The organism is Vibrio metschnikovii CIP 69.14 (assembly GCF_000176155.1).
Lineage (GTDB): Bacteria > Pseudomonadota > Gammaproteobacteria > Enterobacterales > Vibrionaceae > Vibrio > Vibrio metschnikovii.
In genome coordinates this window covers 688,816-709,947 of the sequence record NZ_ACZO01000007.1, presented here as the reverse complement: position 1 = coordinate 709,947, position 21,132 = coordinate 688,816, and the positions used below count along the sequence as shown (strand labels likewise).

The following is a 21,132-nucleotide window of genomic DNA, read 5'->3' as shown; positions in this document are numbered from 1 at the left end:
CATTATTAATGAAGAGTTCAAAGGACGAGGAAGTCTTTCATGAGTGACACCCTACTGGCGCTGATTGCGTTTTCACCCATTGTTGTCGCAGCCGTGCTATTGGTCGGATTAAATTGGCCAGCCAAAAAAGCCATGCCGGTCGCATTTGCCTTAACCGTTGCTATCGCTTTGATTTTTTGGGATATGTCGATAACTCGCGTATTCGCTTCAACTTTGCAAGGGCTCGGCATCACCGTTTCCGTGTTATGGATCGTGTTTGGCGCAATATTGCTACTCAATACTCTCAAGCACACTGGCGCCATTACTACGATTCGCAACGGTTTTATCGATATATCCCCCGACCGTCGCGTACAAGCGATCATCATTGCTTGGTGTTTTGGCTCCTTCATCGAAGGCGCTTCTGGTTTTGGTACACCAGCGGCCATTGCCGCCCCTTTGTTGGTTGCGATTGGCTTTCCTGCCTTAGCCGCGGTGTTAATGGGAATGATGATTCAATCAACGCCAGTCTCATTCGGAGCGGTGGGTACGCCGATCATTGTTGGCGTTAACCGTGGACTAGATACCCACAACATTAGCGAAACCTTAGTGGCTAATGGTTCAAGTTGGGACGCCTACTTACAGCAAATCACCGCCGGTGTTGCACTCACTCATGCGGTTGTTGGTATTTTAATGCCAGTGCTGATGGCGATGATGTTGACGCGATTTTTCGGTAAAAACCGCAGTTGGACCGAAGGGTTAGATATCTTACCTTTTGCGCTGTTTGCCGGTTTGGCCTTTACGCTGCCTTATGCGCTAACGGGGGTCTTTTTAGGCGCTGAATTCCCTTCACTGATCGGTGGATTAGTCAGTTTAGCCGTTGTCGTCACCGCCGCGAAAAAGGGCTTTTTAGTACCGAAAAGCACTTGGGAATTTCCGGCTGAAAAAGAATGGCCTAGCGAATGGCTGGGATCATTAAAAATGAATCTTGATGAGATGAAAGCCAAACCTATGGGACTGGCCTTAGCGTGGGCACCCTATGTGTTACTGGCGGTCATTCTGGTTGCTAGCCGGGTCAGCAGTGAATTCAAAGCCATGCTGCTGAGCGTTCAACTGAGCTTTAATAACATCCTTGGCGAGACCGGAGTCAGCACATCGATTGATCCGCTTTATCTGCCCGGTGGCATATTAGTCTTTGTCGCCTTATTAGCGGTGCTTTTACAATCTCGCAGTGTGACGCCATTACTAAAAGCCGTCGGTGAATCGAGTAAAACCTTAGTGGGGGCTGGTTTTGTATTGGTCTTTACTATTCCTATGGTACGAATTTTTATTAATTCTAGCGTTAACGGCGCTGATCTGGCCAGCATGCCTGTGACTACCGCCAATTTTGCTGCCGGGTTAGTTGGGCAAGCCTTTCCTGCGCTTAGCGCCACCGTTGGTGCTTTAGGCGCTTTTATTGCCGGCTCAAACACGGTTTCAAACATGATGTTTAGCCAGTTTCAATTTGAAGTGGCGCAGACACTGAATATCTCTACCGTGGTGGTCGTCGCCCTGCAAGCCGTGGGCGCCGCTGCCGGTAATATGGTCGCGATTCATAACGTGGTCGCAGCCTCAGCCACGGTCGGTTTACTGGGCCGTGAAGGAGCCACCTTGCGTAAAACCATCATCCCGACGGCGTATTATCTCATCGCCACTGCCATTATCGGCATGGTGGTCGTGTACGGGTTTAATTTCAGCGATGTGTTGATGCTGGCTGAACGCTGATGACCGACCGATTCTGCTGTTAATATTTACCGCGGTAGCCAACACACAACGCTCGCTGCCGCGCTTTACTTATTAGGTTATCCATGATCCCGTTGTTATAAGGATACAAACCATGATCATCTCCGCCTCGACTGATTTTCGCGCTGCCGCCCAAGCTAAACTGCCGCCTTTTCTTTTCCATTATATTGATGGCGGATCGTATCGCGAAGACACACTGCGTCGCAATACTACCGATTTAGCCGATATCGCCCTACGCCAACGGGTGCTCAATGACATGTCTGAATTAAGCCTTGAGACTGAGCTTTTTGGTGAATCGCTGGCCATGCCTATCGCCTTAGCTCCCGTCGGTTTAACGGGGATGTACGCTCGGCGTGGTGAAGTACAAGCCGCGCATGCTGCCGCCAATAAAGGGATTCCCTTTACCCTATCGACGGTGTCGGTCTGTCCGATTGAAGAAGTCACCGCAACGCTGACTCGTCCAATGTGGTTTCAGCTTTATGTATTGAAAGATCGCGGCTTTATGAAAAACGTCTTAGAGCGCGCCAAGGCGGCAGGCGTGACGACTTTAGTGTTTACGGTCGATATGCCCGTTCCCGGTGCGCGCTATCGTGATATGCATTCTGGAATGAGCGGTCCCAATGCGGCAAGCCGACGCATTCTGCAAGCGATGACGCATCCTCGCTGGGCATGGGATGTGGGCTTATTGGGTAAACCACACGATCTGGGCAATATTTCGACCTATCGCGGGATGCCGACTAAACTCGAAGATTATATTGGCTGGTTGGGTAACAATTTCGACCCTTCAATCAGTTGGCAAGATCTCGAATGGATCCGTGACTTCTGGGATGGCCCGATGGTGATCAAAGGCATTTTAGACGTCGAAGATGCCAAAGATGCGGTACGCTTTGGCGCTGATGGCATTGTGGTCTCTAACCACGGTGGACGTCAGTTAGATGGCGTACTCTCTACTGCGCAGGCATTACCCAGTATTGCCGATGCGGTAAAAGGCGATTTAAAAATTCTGGTCGATTCTGGCATCCGTAGCGGATTGGATGTGGTCAGAATGCTTGCCTTAGGGGCAGATTGCACTTTACTGGGCCGCGCTTTTATTTACGCATTAGCGGCGCAAGGTCAAGCCGGTGTTGAACATTTACTGGATTTATTTGACAAAGAGATGCGTGTCGCGATGACCTTAACTGGCGCTAAACGGGTGCAAGATCTCTCCCGTGATTCTTTAGTGAATCGTTAATCCTTGGTTAAAGCAGGAGTTCAACATGAGTGAGTTACCCTCACACTATCAGCAACTGATCACTCAACTGGCAACGCGCGTTGCTAGTGAGCGCATCATCACTCAGCCAGCGCAGCGTTTAGCCTATGGTACTGACGCCAGTTTTTATCGCTTGGTACCTAAAATCGTCTTACGCTTACAGTCCCTTGATGAGGTCGTATTTACTATTCAACGTTGCGCTGAGCTGGGCATTCATTTTACTTTTCGCGCCGCTGGCACCAGCTTATCTGGTCAGGCGGTGTCTGATTCTGTCTTAATCACCTTAACCGATGATTGGCGTGAGCATCAAATTCTTGATGACGGCCATAAAATTCGCCTACAACCGGGGGTTATCGGCGCGGATGCCAATAAATACCTTGCCCCTTACCAACGTAAAATTGGTCCTGATCCCGCCTCAATCAATACTTGTAAAATTGGCGGCATCGCCGCTAATAATGCGAGTGGCATGTGTTGCGGTACCGCGCACAACTCTTATCGTACCGTTGATAGCATGAAAATCGTTTTTGCTGACGGCGTCGTGCTTGATACCCGAGATGAGCAAAGTATTGCTGACTTCAAACGCCGCAAAGCAGACTTGCTCGCGGGCATTGAAACGTTAGCCGCGCACACTCGCGCCAATACTCCGCTCACTGAACAAATTCGTCACAAATATCGCTTAAAAAATACCACCGGCTATGCCCTTAATGCGCTCATTGACTATCACGATCCGATCGAGATCATCGAGCATCTTCTCATCGGCTCGGAAGGCACACTCGGCTTTATCGCTGATATTACCTATAACACCGTAGTTGAACATCGCTACAAAGCGTCAGCGCTCTTGGTTTTTGCCACTATTGAACAGGCCTGCCAAGCGGTGACCACCTTGTCCAGTACGCCAGTCGCCGCGGTGGAACTCATGGATGGCCGCGCGCTCCGTTCTGTCGCCGATAAACCTGGCATGCCAGACTTTATTGCCGAACTCGACATCGAGGCCTGCGCTTTATTGGTGGAATCACACGCCAGTCAACAAGTCGAACTCGATAGTCAGTGCCAAACGATTATCGACAGCCTCAGCGATTATCAGATCATTCAATCGGTGCCGTTTACTAGCCATAGCCAGACTGTTGCTACCCTATGGGGCATTCGTAAAGGCATGTTCCCTGCCGTCGGCGCAGTCCGTGAAGTCGGCACAACAGTGATCATCGAAGATGTGGCCTTTCCAGTTGAAAAACTCGCCGCTGGCGTTCGTGAACTGCAAACGCTATTCGATGAGTACGGTTATCACGAAGCGATCATCTTTGGTCACGCCTTAGAAGGCAACTTGCACTTTGTCTTCACTCAAGGCTTTGAACAGCAAGCTGAAATAGACCGCTATGGCGCATTTATGGATGCGGTAGCGGAACTGGTCGCGGTCAAATATCAAGGTTCGTTAAAAGCGGAACATGGTACGGGGCGTAACATGGCTCCTTATGTCGAACTAGAATGGGGCAAAGAAGGCTACGAACTGATGCAGCGCATCAAAAGTCTGTTTGATCCGCAAGGGCTGCTCAATCCTGGCGTCATCATCAACACCGATCCTCATGCGCACCTCAAAAATCTCAAACCCATGCCAGCTGCAGACCCACTGGTCGATCGCTGCATTGAATGTGGATTCTGTGAGCCAGTGTGTCCATCACGGACGCTGACTTTATCTCCTCGCCAGCGGATCGTGCTGTATCGCGAATTACAACGTCGCAGCCGAGCCGGAGAAGAGGCTGCCGCAAGCGAGCTGGCGGATGTTTTCCAGTATCAAGGTATCGATACTTGCGCCGCCACGGGCCTATGTGCCGAGCGCTGCCCAGTGGGCATCAACACGGGCGATTTAATTAAACAACTGCGCCAAGCAAAATACGCCAAATTTACCCCGATTGCGCGCTGGACAGCCGATCATTTCGCCACCACCACCGCACTGGTGACAACAGGGCTTAAAGTCAATCAACTGGCAACAAGCCTCTGCGGAGAAGCGCGAGTCAGTCAGCTCAGTCAAAGCTTACGCAAAATCAGCAAAGGCAAAACACCCTTGTGGACAGCGGAACTGCCTCGCGCCAATCGCTATCCACTGGAAAAACACGCGGCGAATTTACCGAGACGCGATAAAAAAGTCGTTTATCTGCCCTCTTGCGCCAGCCGGACGATGGCGCAAGGCAACGACGCTCTCGATCCACGGCCACTAACGGAAGTGACTTTATCCCTGCTCAACAAAGCCGGCTTTGAGGTTATTATCCCAAACAATGTCTCTTCTCAATGCTGTGGTATGCCTTATGACAGTAAGGGGATGTTTGATATTGCGACCCAAAAAGCGCAGCAATTAGAACAAGCATTGTGGCAAGCCAGTGAACAGGGCCGCTATCCAGTCCTCATCGATACCAGCCCATGTGCAAAACGCAGTATGGATCACTTTACCCAGCCAATGCAGATTTTTGAACCGGCAGGCTTTATCAGTCAGTATGTTTTAGAGCATTTAAGCATTACTCCAAAACAAGAAACGGTCATGCTACACATCACCTGTAGCTCACGTAAAATGGCACTTGAGGATACCATGTTAGCGGTCGCGCAAGCTTGCGTATCAGAGGTGATTGTTCCTGAGCATATTCAATGCTGCGGTTTTGCTGGTGACAAGGGTTTTACCACGCCAGAGCTCAACCAAGCTGCCGTTCACTCGCTAAAACAACAAGTACCCGCCAGCTGCCAACGTGGTTTTAGTAATAGCCGGACTTGTGAAATCGGCTTATCCCATCACAGCGGGATCCCTTATCAATCCATTTTGTATTTATTGGATGAAGTATCGAGGCCAAATAGTTAAGTTGATTCAATAAAATAGGCGCTGATTCAGCGCCTATTTTATTCTTTATACCTAAACAACTTGGCGTTGTAGGTAGGGAGGGTATAGTAACGAAATCCCTTACAGGTTTCGACGCGCTTCCACCGCTTGCGCAAGCTGACGTAATACTTTTTCAGTATCATCCCAACCGATACATGCATCGGTAATCGACTGCCCATAAGTCGCGGCTTGACCATCGACTAAGTCCTGACGACCTGCCACTAAATGAGATTCAATCATCACCCCAAAGATAGCGTGTTCACCAGCGCGCAGCTGCGCACAAACGTCATCTGCCACCACCATTTGTCGCTGATACTGCTTAGAGCTATTGGCATGGCTAAAGTCAATCATCACTTTCTGTTTTAAACCGGAGACTTCTAGCTCTTGTTTAATCGCCGCAACATGTTCAGCGCTATAATTAGGCTCTTTGCCGCCACGTAGAATAATATGACAATCAGGATTACCCGCCGTTTCTACAATCGCCGAATGACCAAATTTAGTCACCGATAAAAAGTGGTGCGAAGCACTGGCAGAACGAATCGCATCAGTAGCAATTTTAATATTGCCATCGGTGCCATTTTTAAATCCCACTGGGCATGAAAGTCCCGAAGACAACTCGCGATGCACTTGAGACTCGGTCGTGCGAGCGCCAATCGCTCCCCAACTGATCAAATCCGCGACATATTGCGGTGTGATCATATCCAAGAACTCACTGGCGGTTGGCATTCCCATATCGGTTAAATCAAGTAACAGTTTACGACCAATGCGTAGACCATCATTAATTTCATAAGAATCATCGAGATACGGGTCGTTAATCAGTCCTTTCCAGCCCACTGTAGTACGCGGTTTTTCAAAATATACCCGCATCACCACCTCAAGATGACCACTCAATTCATCACGCAAGGCTTTCAAGCGCTGGCCATATTCAATCGCCGCTTTAGGATCATGAATGGAGCAAGGGCCAATCACTACCAACAAACGATCATCTTGGTCATGTAAAATGTTATGAATCGCTTCACGGGCTTGAAATGTGGTTGAAGAAGCAGCTTCACTGGCAGGAAATTTCTCTAATACGGCTACTGGAGGCAGCAATTGTTTGATACGTTTTATATTGACATCATCGGTTTGATACATCGCTTACTTCTTCCTATTACTGATTACTGCAGGTGTTCCCATCACTGCTCGGTTATGCTCTGTAAGTAACTTAACCACTTCACCAAGCAATCGCAAGCACTATTTTTAGTAATTTTCAACCATCACCCACTCAATACAAAAACAACAATGTGTAATTTAAAATTTACACCATTAAACATGTTCATATTCAAGTGACTTGAATATACTTTTTAAATCGACTCCAATGATGGCTGGCCTTTTTGCTTGACGCTGCTGAGTTGACTGAACATCCGTTGCTATAGCAAGAAGATAAAGCGTTTAGCGATTGCGCGCCCATTAATGAGAATAAATATTACTTACAATGTCTCCACTGACACTATCTATCAAAGGTGACCACGATGAACAATAACGTCACGCTCTGGTTAGCAAGAGATCCAGACCTCCGTACCCGAAAAGAATTACAAACTTTAATTGATAACCAACAACAGGATGAAATTGAAGATCGCTTTAAATCCCGCTTAGAATTTGGCACCGCTGGCCTACGCGGTAAAGTCGGCTGCGGCCCTAACCGCATGAATCGCTTAGTGATACAAGAAACCGCTGTCGGACTGGGTCATTATCTGATCCAACAAGTCGACAATGCCAAACAACGAGGCGTGGTGATTGGCTATGATGGCCGCCCAGATTCACAGCAATTTGCTCAAGATACCGCCTCAGTACTAACCGCTTTAGGCATTAAGGTGTATCTTACCTATAAAGTAGCGCCTACTCCGGTAGTGGCGTTTGGGGTCAAACATTTACAAGCCGCGGCCGCAGTGGTCGTTACTGCTAGCCACAATCCGCCAGAATATAATGGCTTTAAAGTCTACTGGGAAAATGGCGCGCAGATCATTGCTCCCCATGACTCTGGCATTGCCAATCAAATTGATTTAGCCGCAACACAAAGCATTCCAACTCTAGGATTGGATAAAGCCCAGCAACAAGGGTTATTGGTTTGGCTGCAAGATGATTATTACCAGACCTATCGACAAACCATTAACGCCAGTCCATTGCTACAGCATCACACCGATCCGTCTAGCGTGACCATCGCTTATACGGCCATGCACGGCGTCGGTGCCGAAATGGCAGAAACCCTGCTCGCTGACGCCGGATTTAATAAGGTAATGAGCGTCAAAGAGCAGCGCGAGCCCGACGGCAGCTTCCCGACCGTTAACTTCCCCAACCCTGAAGAAGCCGGTGCGATGGATAGAGTCATCGCCTTGGCGGAATCGGTGAATGCCGAGCTCGCCTGCGCTAATGACCCCGATGCCGACCGTTTCGCGGTTGCCGTGGCCAAACCTACAGGCGGTTATCAAATGCTGACGGGCGATCAGGTCGGTGCATTGCTGGGGGATTACCTGCTCCGGCATACCGCGCACCAAGCACCACTGGTCGGAAATACCATCGTCTCTTCTAGCCTGCTCAGTAAAATTGCCGCCGCTCATGGCGCGGTTTATTACCAAACACTAACCGGTTTTAAATGGTTAACCAATGTGGCAATGGCCAAACAATCAGAGCAACATCCGTTCCTATTTGCTTACGAAGAAGCCTTAGGCTACACCGTCGGTAATAGCGTTTGGGATAAAGATGGCTTATCGGCCATGGTCGCCTTTGCTCAGCTCGCGGCAGAGCTGTATAGCCAAGGTAAAACCATTTGGGATCAACTAGAAGCGTTATATCGTCAACACGGCTTGTACGTAACGGCACAACGCAGTATTGCTTTAGCACCAGACACACCCCCCATTGGCGATCGTCTACGTGCGACGCCTCCGCATACGATTGCTGGTAAGCCTGTCGTCAGTTACGATGATTTAAAACTCGCCGTTCGTCATCATCAAGATGGCACAACAGAACCACTCACTTGGCCAAGTAGTGATGTACTGATTTATCATTTACAAGACGGAGCGCGAGTGATTGTTCGCCCATCAGGAACCGAGCCTAAACTGAAATGCTACTATGAAGTGGTTGGAACATTTGCCGCAGACGAGAGTTTTGCTGAGGCTGAGCTACGTGCTGAAGAACAAATGGCACTGCTGATCAGCGAACATCAAAGCAGCCTAGTATAAATAAATTCAACCCTCGCTTGATAACGATAAAGCGAGGGTTGATAACAAGAGATAATGCTGCAATGGCTTTAAATAGACAGAAAGTTAAGCAATAGGTCACTCAGCATCCATAAGGCGAGCAAGAAAAAGATCCCGCCCATCAGCTTATGCTGATATAAACGAAACTTGGCATTCTCGAGCAAGACATGCCCGCCCCAACCGACTAAACCCACCAACAGTAAATTAAATAGTAACCCACAGATATTGAGTAAAATCCCCAGCACCAGCATCTGTTCACCAGAGCTTGCTGGCACATTGCTCGACACAAACTGGGGTAAAAACATCACAAAAAATACTAACGCTTTGGGATTTAACAAGTTACTCACCAAGGCGCGTTGGTAAAACGTGCTGCTCAAGGTGACTTCTGTTGATAAACTTGGCGCAATACTGGCGCTAGTGCGCAGGCAATCAACGCCCATTTTCAACAAATAACCAGCACCTAATACTTGCAAGATAGTGAGCGCGACTGGACTCATTGCCACCATCGCCGAGACACCAAGGGCAGCGAGTAAAGTTAAAATAACGCCCGAAGTCGCATTACCTAAGCTAGCAAACACCCCGACTTTACGCCCATAGCTCAAGCTAGAACTGGCAATTAACAGCATATCGGGGCCGGGAATTAACAGCAACGCAATCACCGCGGTGAGATACAGCGGTAAAATAGTCAAATCAATCATTATCATCGCTCAATAGCAGCACAAAGTCGCAGATTCTATCTTAAACCCAGTGAGATTGCTATTGAGGTAGCTATTCAGCCAACCATTCCACTTCGATCAAGGTTTGCTCGGCAGATTTTAAACGGCCAAGAAAAACATCGCCGCGATGCACCTCACCAACCCCTTGTGGCGTTCCCGTCATCACCACATCGTTATCCAGCAAGGTAGTATAAGATTGAAGATCGCTTAAAATCTGCGCGGGAGAAAAAATCATCTGCGCAACGCCGCCACATTGTACTCGCACACAGTTAATGTATAGCTCTAACTGTAAAGTGGCGATATCTATCCCTGTTAAATCAATAAAACGACTAAAAACGGCCGAGCCATCGAACGCTTTCGCCCGCTCCCAAGGTAGCTGCTTTTGCTTGAGCTGAGATTGTAAAGCACGCTTGGTTAAATCAAGCCCAAGCCCGACACCCGCATATTCACCATTGCGGATAAGAAAACAAATCTCCGCTTCGTAATGCAAGGTTTCTTGATGATAGGCATGTAATTGTTTTGCAATACTGCTGTTGGGCTTATTAAACACCACCATTTGCTCTGGTAACGAATTATTGAGCTCTTTGATGTGTTCGACATAGTTACGCCCGACACACAGTATTTTTGATGGGTAAACCAATTGTTGTTCATAACGTACCGCGTTCATCGCTCGTCCTTGAATAATGAGTGAGCACAAAGTGTAACCTATCTTAAAAAATCGCCAAGCCTTCGTCGAAAGATAACCATCAAAAAACACGCTATGAATAGATTCACTTCCCGCTTCCAGTGAACGTAAATGAAAACATCGTCGAGTCTTTTTTCTTCAATAAAAACAAAATCTAATCGTCACATTTGAGCAATCAAATCGTCATCTAAACATTCTACCTTACTCTCAAACCAACCATAGAGCATGAAGCTCAATTTACTAAATAGGGTAATAATAATGAAACAAGCAGCAGTGACAACCGCCATTCTCGCCGCATTGGTCTCTGGATCATCTTTAGCCGCAACCGTTTATAGTGCTGATGGCACGGAGTTGAGAATTGGTGGTCGCGTTGAATTCCGTGGTGATTTTATCGGTGATAAAGGCGCAGAAATTGATGGGACGATGAAAGATAGTACGCGTGCTCGTCTGAATGTAAGAGGCTCAACTCAAGTTGCCGATGACCTAAGAGGATTTGCTTTTTACGAAGCGGAACAAAATACCGGAACCAAAGAGTTTACAAATCGCTACATGTATGTCGGTTTTGCAACCAATATCGGTGATCTTTCATTCGGTAAGCAAAACATGGCAGCGGTACAAATTTCTGACCTCACCGATACCACTGAGTTTTCAGGGATCCAACAGTACATTAGCTCAGCCTCTGATAAAACAGACAGTGTGATTGCGTACCGTGGTCAATTTGACGCACTTAATCTGCAAGCAACCTATGCCGCCAGTAGTAAAGATAATGCCGATTTATATGGTATTTCTGGATTGTATTCTTTACCTATCGGGCTAGATCTTGGTGCTGCCTACTCAGCCGGTGACAATGGCGTCGGTAAAGGCAAGCAAAATCAATGGTTACTCGGCGTGGGCTACAAACTTGATGCATTATCGCTAGGAGCAACTTACTCTTTTGGTGATAATGATGATAAAGCCAATAGTGAATTTAATGCTCTAGAGCTTGCCGCCGCTTATAAGCTAAACAAACAGATGACGTTGAAAGGCGTTTATGGCAAAAGTGAAGATAAAGTCTCCGGAAACAAAACAGATAGCGCAGACTTCTTCGAACTTGCCGCTTACTATCAATTCAATTCTGCCTTACGTAGCTACATCTCTTATAAACTGAACAACCTTGATGATGTTGTCGTCAATGGCGTTGAGACTCAGAGTGAAGATACTCTACGTTTTGGATTACGTTACGATTTTTAATGTTTCATAAACTCCATTGCATACTGTCCTTTTTGGCCAAGCTCCGCTTGGCCCTTTTCATTGCTATTACTGCCGTATCCGCATAGATGGCCTCATTTTGTCAAAAATTATCTCTCAACGGCTCCAACCCCATTGGTCGTTTTATTTTTCTGACGATAAACTCTCTGTACCCATAAAAATTCTTATATACTTAAGGGACGTTATTTCTAAGCCGCTTAAAGATACGGTCAACCGCTCACTTCTCTAGCCACCGTCGAGGTTACTTATGGCGACACCAATCAACATCACTCTATACCGTTGGGCTGGTCAATTCGGACCTTTCAAAGTCAATATTCCCTGTGGTGAATGTACGCTTACTCACGATATCCTTGAGGATACTTTTACCCATGAACTGGCTGGAATCGAGATCAATTTACAAAGCAAAGATTGGCTTAGTCATTGGTGGGAACCACTGAAATACGGTGCTTGGCACGCTCCGATTGTCATTGTCGAGGGAAAAGTGATTAGCCAAGGTGAAGCCCTCAACCGAGGGGTTCTCATACAAGCGGTGATCGAACAGTGGGTACAACGTGATACCTTGCAAGGCAATATTGTTTACGGTAAAGCCTCTTGTCCTTATTGTCAAAAAGCCAAGCTCGCATTACAGGAAGCTGGCATTCGCTTTCAGTATTTTGATGTCGTCAAAAATAGTGCTGCTCTCTATCGAATGATCCCTGAAGTCAAAGCCATCATTGGGGCAAAGACTCCAGTCACCGTTCCACAGATCTGGTTAGATGGGCAATACATCGGGGGATACGATGCGTTGCAAACTTGGCTGCTTGAGCATCCAAAAACGCTTTCACCACAAGATGAGCCACTCAATAACGTTATTTCATTAGCGAAAAAATAGCCAAAAGCCCCGAGTCGATGACTCAGGGCTTTTTAATATTCTCTATACCCAGCTTACTTACTGAGCTTTTTCCATACGCTTTTAATGAAAGATTTCTTCTTTGGTTTTACCTTACCGTACAACGCTTCATGCATCATCTGCTTGGCGATAAGTTGACCAATATAGGCTGAACCTAAATCGTTACCCATGATATTACCTCACCCATTTTTGTAATTTAATTACTTAATGCGCTGATAATAGCATAACAAAAAGCCAAAACAAGACTTAGATCACAAATTAATGTTGTTAAATTACTTCACTGTCCGTTTCGGTTGCTGATAGGTTTTTCCTGCAGCCTGGTAAGTCTCTTTGTGCTTAACTGAAAACTGAGACTCAAAAAACCAAGCAATAAACTTAATTACATCCTCACCTTCATTCATCACATGCTCGACAAACTCCTGTTCTTGACCTTGCTCATCAATCTCAGTGGTGACGTGATAGATACGCTGTTCACCGTCAACCTCAGCCAGCGCAAATTGTCCCGTTAACGAAGCGGCGGCCTCAGCAATGTCTTGATCATCCGACTGTTTGAGTACCTCAAGAACTTGAGGAAGCGTTGACCATTGGCAAAGGCTTTCAACCAAAGCCTCAAATTGATTCTGTTGCATGATATTTCCTATAAATTGAGTCAGGTAATTATACCCAAGTCACTACAAGATGCGAAGGTTAGGTGATGGTACTGTTCGATCTCTGCCTCACGACGACTTATGCCATCGTTATTGATTTTTCATCACAAAATACAGCTAAGCAATTACTGATGGCAACGGTGGAAAAATTACCGATCCTCATCCATAGTTGATAGGTTGCAATCAAATGCTATGAATGCTTTTTTATTAATAATCGAATGCGACCATTTATAGTAACCATAAAGATTAATAAAAGTGAGAGGGTTATGGTAGCAACCAGCGTTTTGACTCAAAATACAGCGAGTCTTGATACGATTAATGAGCTTCTTTTACTAGATAGCTCAGACCTTTATCAACGTTCAGTGCAGGCCTTGCATAGCCATTTGAATTCTTGGGCGACTTATTTAATAGAGGTCGATAAATCTCTCTATAAAGGTAGGACGTTGAGCTATGCGGGTAAAGAGCCCCATGCGCTTGCCTGCGATTACTCACTCAAAGGAACCGTTTATGAGCAGTTAATCAGAAGTAAACAAAAGTATGTCATTCATAACGATGCACTTCATCGCCCATTTCACGATAATCATTCGCTCTACCATGCCGCAGTCATCACTTATATCGGTGTTCCGCTTTATGCTGATAATGGCGATATACTCGGTATTCTCCTATCGACGTTTCATGAGCCACCCATAACGCTTGATGCGGCGATTGAGCTTCACTGTACCGTTGCTCGCATTGTTCGCCATCATCTTGTCCATCAATGGATGAACCAACGCTTTAACAGTCTCGCTCAACAGTTGAGTTATGAAATTTCTCATGACAGCCTAACCAACCTTTTCAACCGTAACTATTTATCCGACCAACTAGAATATTTAGTAGATAATAATTATCAATCTTTCACTCTCGCTTATCTCGATATTGATAATTTCAAATCGATTAATGATCTTTACGGCCATTACATTGGCGATCAAGTCATTAAGTTTGTTGCTAATGTCATTTTTCATTATGTGAATAAACAGAATCAAGTTTTCCGAATCTCGGGAGATGAGTTTGCCTTTATTACCTTTTCCAATGATCCGCTCAAAATTTGTCAGCTGATCATCGATACATTGAATCAAGGTTATCGCGATGCCAATCACCATATTAAAATCCGCTTGAGTATCGGTATTGCTAAAAAATCATTGCCGCCGATGACCGCTGATCAATTGATTCTTAATGCTAGTTTAGCCTTAAAAGATTGTAAAAAAACGCGTCTTCAGCAAGTTCGCTGTTATGACACGCACTTAAATGACTATTATTATCGACGAACCCAAGTAGTGAGTGCGTTACGCGCTCAGCTCGATAATCCATTAACAGGTACGTCAGAAATCTATATTGAAATACAACCGATTGTTTTTCGAAATCGGCCTAACTGGTCTTATTTTGAAGTCTTAGCACGCTGGAATAATAAACAGCTTGGTTCGATTTCCCCTTTAGAGTTTATCGAGGTAGCCGAACAATCTGGTTTAATTATTGAACTTGGCGAACGAATTATCGAATTGGCTTGCCAAGCCAAACAAGTACTAGAAAAAGAGCTTAACTATAAAGTCACTTTAGGCATCAACTGCTCAGCCCATGAGTTCGCTCACTCCTCTCACTATTTAAATCATCTCAATTTAATGATTCAACAGTATGGATTCCACCCCTCAGAATTTATTATTGAGATGACCGAAAGCGTGTTACTCACTCAAACAGGTGAGGTATCTGAACGCTTAAATTTATTACGAGAGCTAGGCTTTAAAATTGCATTAGATGATTTTGGCACTGGATATTCGAGTTTAAATTATATTCACAGTTATCCCATTGACTGTATCAAAATTGATGCTACTTTCATTCGTAATCTACTACGCAATAAAACATCAGAGCATGTCATTAGCTTAATCATTCAACTCGCTAAACAATTGAATGTCGACCTCATTGCCGAAGGAGTAGAAAATCAGCAAGAGTTGGACAAATTATATGAGATGGGTTGTGACGCAATTCAAGGTTATTATTTTTCTAAGCCTCAGCAGCCACTGGCGATGATCGGTCATTTACAAAACAATCCCCCCAAGCTGTAATGAAACTACTTGGGGGGATTGATAGCTATTGATTAGACCAATGGCTGTTCATCAATTGAATTGAACGGCCTAATCGTTAGCTATCAGAGTCCGACCCAGCCTTGCTTGCCGCAAGCATACTATCTTGCTGAGCCAATAAACGGTCTAACTCATTACGACGTGCAATAAAGTTCGCCATATCTTGCTTAGGAACCGAAGTGGCCATCGGAATATTGGCCTTCATAGGATCGACAGGTCGGCCTCTAACAATCAATTCATAATGAATATGTGGCCCTGTTACTCGTCCCGTTGCACCCGATAATCCAATACGTTGGCCGCGAGTCACCTTTTGTCCTTTTTGCACTAAAATCTTACTCAAGTGCAAATAACGGGTCATGTAAGTACTACCATGCTGGATAGTAATATAATTACCCGCATAGGGATGATTACGCGTCATCACGACAACACCATCACCAGTAGCAACAACCGGAGTTCCGGTTGGTGCAGCAAAATCAGTCCCATTATGTGGCGCGATACGCCCGGTCACGGGATGGCGGCGATTAGGATCAAACCCGGACGACATTCGCCATTGACCGGTAGTAGGGTAGCGTTGGAAAGCACGTTGTAAACTTTGCCCGTCCCTATCATAGTATTGGCCATCTTTATAAAGATAGGCGGTAATTTCATTGCCACGATTGTAGAGTTTGATCGCTTGTATTTCTCGGTTACCGGTTAATTTTTCACCGACAAACTGACGTGATAATACCACTTCAAAGCGATCGCCAGCGCGAAGATCGCGACCAAAATTTACTTTATCTTTAAGCAGTGACACGATCTGATCAATATCCGCACTGCCTAAACCGACTTGGTTTGCTGACTGAGAAAAGCTGCCTTGTATTTCGCCAATCATCGCAAATTCGCGCCACTGCCCGGGAATTTCAAGCTCAGAGAAATCGTAATTACCATCGTCGAGACGTGTATAAACCGCACGCTTGACGACGTTAAATTCAAGTTCCATCTTGGCAAGGTCTTGACTGCCAGGAGATTTCCAAAAGCGTAAAATATTCCCTGGACGCAAAGTATCAAGAGCCAGATAGTTTAAATCTGTCTCCATGATTTTCATTAAATCTTGGTACCGGAATCCAAGCTGATTAAAAATAGTGCTTAAATTATCACCGGATTTGATTTGGTATTCGTAATCGGGATAAGCCACTTTGGCTTCACTCGCATCCGCAATAATCGTCTCAACAATATGTGATTCAGGAACAGACAAGGCTACCTTTTTCGAATAGGTCGTAGAGTTGATTGAAGATGAAATAGCGGCCAACGCGAGTAGAGGTAAACCGATGACAGAGACTTTCTTACGTTTAGATAAAGCAGAGAAGCGCAAAAAAAGAGACTTGGATAGCACAATTTAACCCGTTGGTACTGTTAAAAGAGACAAAAGAGTAAGACTTTCTCGACAAAAAGTCACCTTTTGTATGGTAAATAATCAGTAAAAGTGTGCTTATTTATGAAAAGTTATTGATTAAAGTTGAATTAATCGACAGAAAAAAAGCAAGACTCAGAAAAAGGAAATCTCCAGACGATGATAACAACGCTCGATTTATCACTGTTTTCTTTCGATGAAAAATCGTTGTTACGCTAAGTTATGCATCTCATTGACACTATCATTAACGTAACAACAATCTTATTAAATCTTCTAAAAAAGCTTAAGCAACTATTGGGTATATTGACTTAAGAGCAAACCGCCATAAACATGAATTAATGAGAGGCTGGCTCATAGGTACGGATAAGACAGTTATCCTCGCCAAATTCATTGGCAACATAATGATCAGCTTGCGCATCATTGAGCCATTGTTGTTCATTGAGTCGGTAACGAAACTGGAATTCTGCATCCTTAGGTAAACGAGCTTTAAATTTATACACATTGGATTTTGCGGTTTTTTTCATAGCTTGAGGCTGCCAATCCAAAAAATCAGCGACAAGTTCTACGCGCTCAGCATCTTGAGGGGCCTCAAGTTCAAAAGTGATTTCCACTTCATTTTTAGTTTTAAAAAAACGTTTATTGATCATGACAAACTCCATTTCTATTTTGTATCAATTTTGAACAACTGAAGAGATTATAAGCGCGCTTGCATACATGCTCAACTACTATCCCCAAACAACGTGAACCATTCACACCGAGCCTACCTGTTTCAATCTTTACAGGAGGGTAAATGAGCGTAGAATCCTCCGCGTCCCTATTTCTCCCTTCTTTTTCTAAGGTGATGATCGATGTTTGCCATTTATGACTCTTATAAAGCTGGGTTATTCAAGCCCAACCAGTGGATAAAAAATATCAGTGCCGGGGTGATTGTTGGTGTGGTTGCCCTACCTTTAGCCATGGCATTCGCCATCGCCTCAGGGGTCAAACCTGAGCAGGGCATTTATACGGCAATCATTGCTGGGTTGATTGTCTCTTTGTTTGGTGGTTCGCGAGTACAAATCGCCGGTCCAACAGGCGCATTCATTGTTATTTTAGCCAGCATCGTCGCTCAATATGGTATTACTGGCCTACAAATCGCGACCATGATGGCTGGTGTGATATTACTCGTTCTTGGTCTTGCTAAACTGGGGAGTATTATTCGCTACATTCCTCATCCGGTCATTGTGGGCTTTACCAGTGGTATTGGGGTCATCATTTGGATTGGACAGTGGCAAGAGTTTTTTGGTTTACCGGCAATTACCGGAGAACATTTCCATCAAAAACTTATTGCGCTTTTTTATGCCTTGCCCAGCCTAGATGTGACGACCACCCTGCTCGCCCTATTTTCACTTGCGTTGGTTATTTGGGGGCCGAAACTTCCGAAGTTAAGTAAGGTTCCTGGGCCACTATTGGCTTTAGTCGTTGTCACTGTATTTCAATATACGATTGGTTTTGATGACGTGCGCACCATTGGTTCTGCTTTCGGTGGCATTCCGCAAGGCTTGCCGGAATTCTCAATACCAAGCATTACGTTTAGTCAAATGCTATCACTGATTGGTCCTGCTTTTGCTATCGCTATGCTTGGCGCTATTGAGTCACTACTCTCTGCTGTCGTCGCCGATGGCATGACCGGCACCAAACATAACTCCAACCAAGAGTTAGTGGGTCAAGGTATGGCGAATATCATCGCCCCACTATTTGGGGGCATCGCAGCAACAGGCGCTATCGCTCGTACCGCCACCAATGTGCGTAATGGTGGCAATAGCCCGTTATCCGGAATCGTCCACGCTCTGACTCTTGTAGTGATTCTATTAGTCTTAGCGCCACTGGCCGTCAATATTCCCCTAGCAACGTTAAGTGCCATTTTATTTGTCGTGGCTTGGAATATGAGTGAAGCACCACATTTTATTAAATTAATAAAACGCGCTCCAAAGGCAGATGTGGCTATTTTGCTGATCACTTTTGTATTGACCGTATTCGCCGATTTAGTGGTCGCTGTCAATATTGGGGTCATCATCGCGACCTTGCATTTTGTTAAACGCATGGCCTCTAGTGTCGAAATTAAAGCCAGTACAAGCCCAGATTTAACTCAAGAACTTGCAGAGCATGGATTATCTCAATTGCCACGTGATATTGCCGTGTATGCTCTAGAAGGGCCATTTTTCTTCGCTGCTGCAGAAAACTTCGAACATGTGATGAGTAATATCCAAGAAACACCACGCATTTTAATCATTCGTTTAAAATGGGTACCTTTTATGGACATCACTGCGTTGCAAACGCTAGAAGCGATGATCAAACGCTTCCAGAAAAAACAGGTCCAAGTACTGATCTCAGGAGCGAACTCTCGCGTGACACTAAAATTGCATCGTTCAGGGATAACGGAGTTAATTGGTGAGCAGAATCTTTATGCTACGTTTTCAGATGCATTAAAAGATAGCTTAGCAAAACAGACTAAACCTACGGTTAATTAAATCGTATCTCAAGTTCTCTATTTTAAATCACGCCAACCATAACAACCCTTATTTCTTGTTGTTTTTCAATAAAATACAAAAAACAATCAACAATAAGGGTTTTCTTCACTCCCTTACACTCCTACAAAACAGTGCTACAACTCACAAAAATAACACCGCCTACTTAAACAATAATTTAACCAATGCAACAATAACAAAACAATTCGCTACTATCTGTTTTTTGATTAGCGCAAACGATTGAATAACTAACCCCATTTATTGAATAGTATTGCAAGCAGGGTTGAAAATAGTTATTCTGCGCACATTGATTAAATAGGGATGTTTAGTGAATTAATATGCCAAGGAATGGCTTTAATTAAACAGTTGTAAACAGGAAAAGTAATGCAAGATAACTCTCAAACTTTACCAGCGCAGGAGAAAAATCTCCCTGCTGCTAGTCTGTGGATGTTCCTCATCCCATCATTAATTGGTGTGTTCCTGTTTATGGCACCCGTTTACTATAATGGTGGATTGACAATCCCTGTCGCCGTGTTAGCCAAATCGATACAAGCCCTGTTCGGTGATTACTTAGTCAGTATTATCACGGTCATTGTCGCTTTTATGTCTATCGCTTCAGTGGCGACTAAACTCTTTAAACCTCGTGTGATTGTTAATTCCCCTTTCCTCAACAATTTATTCAATCCAAGCTGGGTATGGCTGACGGTTCGTGTTATTGGCGGTGCAGCCATCATCATGACCTTTTTTAAAGTCGGTCCAGAACTGATTTGGGAAGAGAACACGGGTGGATTAGTCTTAGAAGGCTTACTACCCACTTTATTCTCGGTGTTCATTTTTGCCGGTTTACTGCTTCCACTACTATTAAACTTTGGTTTATTGGAACTGATGGGAAGTTTACTCAGCCGTGTCATGCGCCCTTTGTTTAACCTACCTGGACGCAGTGCGATTGACTGTACCGCTTCTTGGCTTGGTGATGGCAGTGTCGGCATCTTGCTGACCAGCAAACAATATGAAGATAAATTCTATACTCAACGTGAAGCTGCGGTCGTCGGGACTACCTTCTCTGCTGTCTCGATCACCTTTAGTTTAGTGGTGCTCGCGCAAGTACAATTAGAACACCTCTTTTTGCCTTTCTACGGTGCGATTTGCTTGGCTGGTTTTGTTGCAGCGGTGATTATCCCTCGCTTGCCACCACTCAGTTTGAAGAAAGATGAGTTTATTGATGGAACTAAACCACATAAAGATGCCGATGCTATTCCAGAACAGCACAGTGCTTTCTCTTGGGGTATGTCACTCGCATTAGAGAAAGCCGCGCAAGTGAAATCCGTAAAATCGGTGTTTGGCGAAGGCATCCGTAATGCGGTTGATATGGTATTTGGCGTCTTACCGGTCGTGATGGGTTTAGGTACGATGGCTTTGATCATCGCTGAATATACTTCTGTCTTTGCGATTCTTGGCCAACCTTTCGTTCCTTATCTAGAGTTTTTAGGGGTACCAGAAGCCGTACAAGCCTCACAAACGATTGTGGTTGGTTTTGCAGATATGTTTATCCCTGCAATTTTGGCAGCGTCAATCGATAACGAAATGACTCGTTTTGTCATCGCAGCAATGTCAGTTACTCAGCTTATTTATATGTCTGAAGTCGGTGCATTATTACTCGGTAGCCGAATTCCGGTTAATATCCTTGAGTTATTTGTGATCTTTATTCTCCGGACTCTTATCACACTACCGGTTATTGTCGGTGTAGCACACTTAATATTCTAAGCTCACAAGGCTTGATCAAACAAAAAGCGCCACTCAATAATGAGGGCGCTTTTTGTTTTGACTCTTACT

At 45.1% G+C, this 21,132-nt stretch carries 17 protein-coding genes; 10 read left to right on the top strand and 7 right to left on the bottom strand.

The window, feature by feature from the left end; translation table 11 throughout:
* Positions 1 to 39 precede the first annotated feature (39 nt).
* The 3 genes from VIB_RS14720 (at position 40) to VIB_RS14710 (ending at position 5,849) form a co-directional block, all read left to right on the top strand.
* Positions 40 to 1,740 (top strand): L-lactate permease, encoded by a 1,701-nt coding sequence (locus tag VIB_RS14720; RefSeq protein WP_004396997.1) that lies wholly within the window; start codon positions 40 to 42, stop codon positions 1,738 to 1,740.
* A gap of 112 nt (positions 1,741 to 1,852) precedes the next feature.
* A complete protein-coding gene (gene lldD, locus VIB_RS14715) occupies positions 1,853 to 2,989 on the top strand; it encodes an FMN-dependent L-lactate dehydrogenase LldD (RefSeq protein ID WP_004396996.1) in 1,137 nt (378 codons plus the stop codon).
* 25 nt (positions 2,990 to 3,014) lie between these two features.
* The gene (locus tag VIB_RS14710) at positions 3,015 to 5,849 is read left to right on the top strand and encodes an FAD-binding and (Fe-S)-binding domain-containing protein (RefSeq protein ID WP_004396995.1); all 2,835 of its coding nucleotides are present in this window, start codon (positions 3,015 to 3,017) and stop codon (positions 5,847 to 5,849) included.
* Between the two features lie 99 nt (positions 5,850 to 5,948).
* On the opposite strand, the gene aroG is transcribed toward VIB_RS14710, so the two are convergent.
* On the bottom strand, positions 5,949 to 7,001 hold the full coding sequence (gene aroG / locus VIB_RS14705) for a 3-deoxy-7-phosphoheptulonate synthase AroG (RefSeq protein WP_004396994.1): 1,053 nt from the start codon (positions 6,999 to 7,001) through the stop codon (positions 5,949 to 5,951).
* Between the two features lie 377 nt (positions 7,002 to 7,378).
* Between aroG and VIB_RS14700 the strand changes: the two genes are divergently transcribed.
* Positions 7,379 to 9,085 (top strand): phospho-sugar mutase, encoded by a 1,707-nt coding sequence (locus VIB_RS14700; RefSeq protein WP_004396993.1) that lies wholly within the window; start codon positions 7,379 to 7,381, stop codon positions 9,083 to 9,085.
* A 68-nt stretch (positions 9,086 to 9,153) separates the two neighbouring features.
* Here VIB_RS14700 and VIB_RS14695 read toward each other — a convergent pair whose 3' ends face one another.
* Positions 9,154 to 9,801, bottom strand: coding sequence for a LysE family translocator (locus tag VIB_RS14695; RefSeq protein WP_004396992.1), 648 nt, complete (start codon positions 9,799 to 9,801; stop codon positions 9,154 to 9,156).
* Positions 9,802 to 9,871: 70 nt separating this feature from the next.
* Positions 9,872 to 10,486 (bottom strand): fumarylacetoacetate hydrolase family protein, encoded by a 615-nt coding sequence (locus VIB_RS14690; protein WP_004396991.1) that lies wholly within the window; start codon positions 10,484 to 10,486, stop codon positions 9,872 to 9,874.
* 276 nt (positions 10,487 to 10,762) lie between these two features.
* Here VIB_RS14690 and VIB_RS14685 point away from each other — a divergent pair, with 276 nt between their 5' ends.
* Together VIB_RS14685 and VIB_RS14680 are read left to right on the top strand one after the other, a co-directional pair.
* Positions 10,763 to 11,734, top strand: coding sequence for a porin (locus VIB_RS14685; RefSeq protein WP_004396989.1), 972 nt, complete (start codon positions 10,763 to 10,765; stop codon positions 11,732 to 11,734).
* A gap of 265 nt (positions 11,735 to 11,999) precedes the next feature.
* Positions 12,000 to 12,623 carry a glutaredoxin gene (locus VIB_RS14680; protein WP_004396988.1) on the top strand — a complete coding sequence of 208 codons (624 nt, stop codon included), beginning with the start codon at positions 12,000 to 12,002 and terminating at the stop codon, positions 12,621 to 12,623.
* 53 nt (positions 12,624 to 12,676) lie between these two features.
* Here the strand turns inward: VIB_RS14680 and VIB_RS18245 are convergent, their stop codons facing one another.
* The gene (locus VIB_RS18245; RefSeq protein ID WP_004396987.1) at positions 12,677 to 12,811 is read right to left on the bottom strand and encodes a hypothetical protein; all 135 of its coding nucleotides are present in this window, start codon (positions 12,809 to 12,811) and stop codon (positions 12,677 to 12,679) included.
* 102 nt (positions 12,812 to 12,913) lie between these two features.
* Entirely contained in the window at positions 12,914 to 13,270 is a 357-nt protein-coding gene (locus VIB_RS14675; RefSeq protein WP_004396986.1) for a hypothetical protein, read from the bottom strand.
* 65 nt (positions 13,271 to 13,335) lie between these two features.
* Here VIB_RS14675 and VIB_RS18240 point away from each other — a divergent pair, with 65 nt between their 5' ends.
* The gene (locus VIB_RS18240) at positions 13,336 to 13,461 is read left to right on the top strand and encodes a hypothetical protein (RefSeq protein WP_004396985.1); all 126 of its coding nucleotides are present in this window, start codon (positions 13,336 to 13,338) and stop codon (positions 13,459 to 13,461) included.
* Between the two features lie 93 nt (positions 13,462 to 13,554).
* The gene (locus tag VIB_RS14670) at positions 13,555 to 15,384 is read left to right on the top strand and encodes a putative bifunctional diguanylate cyclase/phosphodiesterase (RefSeq protein ID WP_040905292.1); all 1,830 of its coding nucleotides are present in this window, start codon (positions 13,555 to 13,557) and stop codon (positions 15,382 to 15,384) included.
* 76 nt (positions 15,385 to 15,460) lie between these two features.
* Here the strand turns inward: VIB_RS14670 and VIB_RS14665 are convergent, their stop codons facing one another.
* Both VIB_RS14665 and VIB_RS14660 read right to left on the bottom strand, forming a co-directional pair.
* Positions 15,461 to 16,774 carry a peptidoglycan DD-metalloendopeptidase family protein gene (locus tag VIB_RS14665; protein WP_004396983.1) on the bottom strand — a complete coding sequence of 438 codons (1,314 nt, stop codon included), beginning with the start codon at positions 16,772 to 16,774 and terminating at the stop codon, positions 15,461 to 15,463.
* 353 nt (positions 16,775 to 17,127) lie between these two features.
* A complete protein-coding gene (locus VIB_RS14660; RefSeq protein ID WP_004396982.1) occupies positions 17,128 to 17,439 on the bottom strand; it encodes an isoamylase early set domain-containing protein in 312 nt (103 codons plus the stop codon).
* A 201-nt stretch (positions 17,440 to 17,640) separates the two neighbouring features.
* Between VIB_RS14660 and VIB_RS14655 the strand changes: the two genes are divergently transcribed.
* Entirely contained in the window at positions 17,641 to 19,302 is a 1,662-nt protein-coding gene (locus VIB_RS14655) for a SulP family inorganic anion transporter (RefSeq protein ID WP_004396981.1), read from the top strand.
* A gap of 381 nt (positions 19,303 to 19,683) precedes the next feature.
* On the top strand, positions 19,684 to 21,063 hold the full coding sequence (locus VIB_RS14650) for a YjiH family protein (RefSeq protein ID WP_040905289.1): 1,380 nt from the start codon (positions 19,684 to 19,686) through the stop codon (positions 21,061 to 21,063).
* Positions 21,064 to 21,132: the final 69 nt, after the last annotated feature.

Excerpts from the sequence above, each read along its gene's own strand:
- VIB_RS14720 (WP_004396997.1), top strand. The coding sequence starts at position 40 with ATGAGTGACACCCTACTGGCGCTGATTGCGTTTTCACCCATTGTTGTC.
- lldD (WP_004396996.1), top strand. The coding sequence starts at position 1,853 with ATGATCATCTCCGCCTCGACTGATTTTCGCGCTGCCGCCCAAGCTAAA.
- VIB_RS14710 (WP_004396995.1), top strand. The coding sequence starts at position 3,015 with ATGAGTGAGTTACCCTCACACTATCAGCAACTGATCACTCAACTGGCA.
- aroG (WP_004396994.1), bottom strand. The coding sequence starts at position 7,001 with ATGTATCAAACCGATGATGTCAATATAAAACGTATCAAACAATTGCTG.
- VIB_RS14700 (WP_004396993.1), top strand. The coding sequence starts at position 7,379 with ATGAACAATAACGTCACGCTCTGGTTAGCAAGAGATCCAGACCTCCGT.
- VIB_RS14695 (WP_004396992.1), bottom strand. The coding sequence starts at position 9,801 with ATGATTGATTTGACTATTTTACCGCTGTATCTCACCGCGGTGATTGCG.
- VIB_RS14690 (WP_004396991.1), bottom strand. The coding sequence starts at position 10,486 with ATGAACGCGGTACGTTATGAACAACAATTGGTTTACCCATCAAAAATA.
- VIB_RS14685 (WP_004396989.1), top strand. The coding sequence starts at position 10,763 with ATGAAACAAGCAGCAGTGACAACCGCCATTCTCGCCGCATTGGTCTCT.
- VIB_RS14680 (WP_004396988.1), top strand. The coding sequence starts at position 12,000 with ATGGCGACACCAATCAACATCACTCTATACCGTTGGGCTGGTCAATTC.
- VIB_RS18245 (WP_004396987.1), bottom strand. The coding sequence starts at position 12,811 with ATGGGTAACGATTTAGGTTCAGCCTATATTGGTCAACTTATCGCCAAG.
- VIB_RS14675 (WP_004396986.1), bottom strand. The coding sequence starts at position 13,270 with ATGCAACAGAATCAATTTGAGGCTTTGGTTGAAAGCCTTTGCCAATGG.
- VIB_RS18240 (WP_004396985.1), top strand. The coding sequence starts at position 13,336 with ATGGTACTGTTCGATCTCTGCCTCACGACGACTTATGCCATCGTTATT.
- VIB_RS14670 (WP_040905292.1), top strand. The coding sequence starts at position 13,555 with ATGGTAGCAACCAGCGTTTTGACTCAAAATACAGCGAGTCTTGATACG.
- VIB_RS14660 (WP_004396982.1), bottom strand. The coding sequence starts at position 17,439 with ATGATCAATAAACGTTTTTTTAAAACTAAAAATGAAGTGGAAATCACT.
- VIB_RS14655 (WP_004396981.1), top strand. The coding sequence starts at position 17,641 with ATGTTTGCCATTTATGACTCTTATAAAGCTGGGTTATTCAAGCCCAAC.
- VIB_RS14650 (WP_040905289.1), top strand. The coding sequence starts at position 19,684 with ATGCAAGATAACTCTCAAACTTTACCAGCGCAGGAGAAAAATCTCCCT.